At 26.2% G+C, this 2,838-nt stretch carries 3 protein-coding genes and 1 tRNA gene; all 4 read left to right on the forward strand.

The genetic code is table 11. The annotated features are described in order from the left end of the window. Positions 1-16: 16 nt before the first annotated feature. The 4 genes from rpmH to OYV_RS03315 all read left to right on the forward strand — a co-directional run bounded on the left by rpmH (position 17) and on the right by OYV_RS03315 (position 2,737). Positions 17-151 carry a 50S ribosomal protein L34 gene (gene rpmH, locus OYV_RS03300; RefSeq protein WP_011160622.1) on the forward strand — a complete coding sequence of 45 codons (135 nt, stop codon included), beginning with the start codon at positions 17-19 and terminating at the stop codon, positions 149-151. 181 nt (positions 152-332) lie between these two features. Then, positions 333-680 carry a ribonuclease P protein component gene (gene rnpA / locus OYV_RS03305; RefSeq protein WP_042068268.1) on the forward strand — a complete coding sequence of 116 codons (348 nt, stop codon included), beginning with the start codon at positions 333-335 and terminating at the stop codon, positions 678-680. A gap of 129 nt (positions 681-809) precedes the next feature. Next, a complete protein-coding gene (locus tag OYV_RS03310) occupies positions 810-2,276 on the forward strand; it encodes a YidC/Oxa1 family membrane protein insertase (protein WP_236620277.1) in 1,467 nt (488 codons plus the stop codon). A 377-nt stretch (positions 2,277-2,653) separates the two neighbouring features. Further along, positions 2,654-2,737, forward strand: a tRNA-Tyr gene (locus OYV_RS03315). Positions 2,738-2,838 lie beyond the last annotated feature (101 nt).

The raw sequence follows: 2,838 nt of genomic DNA on the forward strand, positions 1-2,838 counted from the left end.
GAAAAGAGGTTTTTTTATGAAGCGAACATATCAACCTAGTAAAATCAAAAGAAAAAGAACTCATGGTTTTAGAGCCAGAATGGCAACTGTTGGAGGATGCAAAGTTCTTGCTAGAAGAAGATCTAAAGGACGTTTGCAACTAACAGTTTAAAATCAAACTAACTTGATTTTGATTAATTCAAACCAAAAATAAACACCGCTTTTTCGGTGTTTTTTTGATAAATTTCTTTTTATTGCTATTGTATCATTAATAATTGTGGAATTTATATTTTTTAAAATGGTTAATTGATGTTTTGAATATAAAAGTTAAGAATTTTAGGGTTATTAAGAAGATGAAAAGAAAATATATTCTTAAAAAAGAAAGCGAAATCACCCCTGTTTTTAAATCTAAAAAAAGATACGGGAACTCCCTTTTTATTATTTATTACGTCAAACAAACTGCCTTTCCTCATTTTAAATTTGCTTTAAGTGTTGGCAAAAAATATGGTAAAGCCCACGAAAGAAATTTAATTAAACGTCGTTTAAGAGCAATTATTAGGAGTGTTTCTCCTTGCCTTAACCCCAAAATGTTTTTTGTTATTGTTATTAAAGCTCAATCCAAAAGCCTAACTTTTCAACAATTAAAAACTTTCTTTTTGCAATTTGCTACTAAAACTCGCATATTACTTTCAAATAACTAAAATAAGGAGTTAATTAAAATGGATATTAGAAATCATTCTTCAAAAAAAAAGTTTTTATTTTTAGCAATTTTTATATTCGGGTTATTTTTTTGGCTCCTTACTCCTCCAAAGCGTGAAAAAATAGAAGTTTTGGACAAAGTTTTTGTTTTTAAAAGTAGCGAAAAATATGAAGAATATTTTACAAATAAAGCTCATTCTAAATTAAATGAATGTGCTGATATTTTTGTGGTTTATGTTATCAATAACAAAAAGAAAGAAATTCAAATAGCTATGCAAGACGAATTTAAAGGCATGTTAAATAAAAAAAATCAAGCAAAATATTTTTTTGGTTTAATGAAAAAACCAGATCCTGAAGTAGAAGATGTTTCTAATTTTGATCTTTTTAAATTAAATAAAAAAGAATATTTTTTAACTTTTAAACCAGATGCTGATGTTTTTAAAAATAAAAACGATAAAGAAAAAACCGAATTCAAAAATAAATTAATGAAGGATTTTTTAACAGTTTCTGCAGGCACTAATGATGATTATATTCAAAACAATAAATATCAAAAAAAAGAATTAAAAGATGCATTAGAATTTAGAACATATGAAGATAAAACCCCTCTTTCTTTAGAAAATATAAAATTAGATTTTGACAAAGATCATTATGCAGAAAATATCAAAAACACTTCCAATAATGATTCATCTAACATTGATATTAAATTTACAAACAACAATAACGACCATTTAATATCTAGAAAACTTTTTATAACTAATTCTTCAGTTCCAATTCAATTTCCTTCTAGACTGGAATGGAGCCTGTTTGGTTATTTTTGGAATGTTTTAATAATTTCAATTGGCTCTTTTTTATATTTTTTCTCAACTTTCTTAGTTTCTGGTGCTTCTGGTATGTTTTTTGGCAACTTAGGGTTAGGAATTGTTTTAGCTACTATTTTCATCCGTACTTTAACTTGGCCTATTTATACTAAAACAAGTACTTTGAGTATGAATATGAGTTTAATTCAGCCCGAAATTGAAAAAGTAAAGCAAAAATATGCTCTCAAAAAAGATCCTGCCTCAGCTCAAAAAATGCAGTTAGAAATTTTAAAAGTTTATCGCAAAAATAATTTTTCTTTTTGGGGCTTTTTATTGTCTTTCTTGCAACTTCCCTTATTTATTGCAATTAATCAAACCTTAAGTCGCTTTATTATTCCTGGAGGTATTTTTGCAACTGATAAATTAATTGAAAAGCCCTTTTTAGGATTCATTAATTTAAACCCTTCTAATCCCAATAATGCTTTTATTATCTTTTTGCTTTCTTTTTTAGTGGGAGCAACGATGTTTATTTTGAATAAAATTAGTTTTAAAAAACCAGATTATTTAAAAACCCCTTCTTATCATTTGACTTCAGAACAAAAACAAAAAGCTAAACAATCAGAAAAAAGCATGAAAATTATGAGTTTTGTTATGATTTTAATGATGGTATTTTTCTCGCGTTCTAACCCAATATTGTCTTTATATTGGATTGTTGGAAACACCTATACTATTTTCCAAACTTTGCTCACTAGAAAAAAGATGCAACAAAAATATTTTGCATTAAAACGAAACGCTTTATAAAAACTTTTTCCTTCATCAATACTTGCAACAATTAATCAAACAAACAAAACTTTTATATTTTTTTCTGCAGTTCTTAATTTTCATCCTTATATAAAAACCTTTTATAAAGGGTTTGCAAAATAATTTTTAAAAAACATTTTTTGGAAAGCAACATATTTAGTTAGGATAATTTCTTCATAAATATATTTTTTATTTTGCAAAAAAAATATTTCAAACACCATTATCCAATTCCAAAATATCTTTTTCCAAACCCCAAATTCCTATCAAAAATAACAACCCAAATTAAAATTTAAAAAAAAATCAAAAAAGCTTGCTTTTCATTTTTATATGTGCTATAATATCTAAGGTAAATAAATTTGAAATTGTTAAGCAATTTCGGAGGGATAGCGAAGTGGCTAAACGCAGCAGTCTGTAAAACTGTTCCGTAAGGTACGGTGGTTCGAATCCACCTCCCTTCACCATTAATTTTTTTAATCTTTGAAAACTGAAGATGATAATTAACGAATATTTTTAATTATTTTTTAAAACCTTAAAATTGACACCAAAAAGCAATTTTTGATGT

The sequence above is a fragment of the 'Chrysanthemum coronarium' phytoplasma genome, assembly GCF_000744065.1.
Taxonomy (GTDB): Bacteria; Bacillota_I; Bacilli_A; order Acholeplasmatales; family Acholeplasmataceae; genus Phytoplasma; species Phytoplasma asteris.

Excerpts from the sequence above, each read along its gene's own strand:
- rnpA (WP_042068268.1), top strand. The coding sequence starts at position 333 with ATGAAAAGAAAATATATTCTTAAAAAAGAAAGCGAAATCACCCCTGTT.
- rpmH (WP_011160622.1), top strand. The coding sequence starts at position 17 with ATGAAGCGAACATATCAACCTAGTAAAATCAAAAGAAAAAGAACTCAT.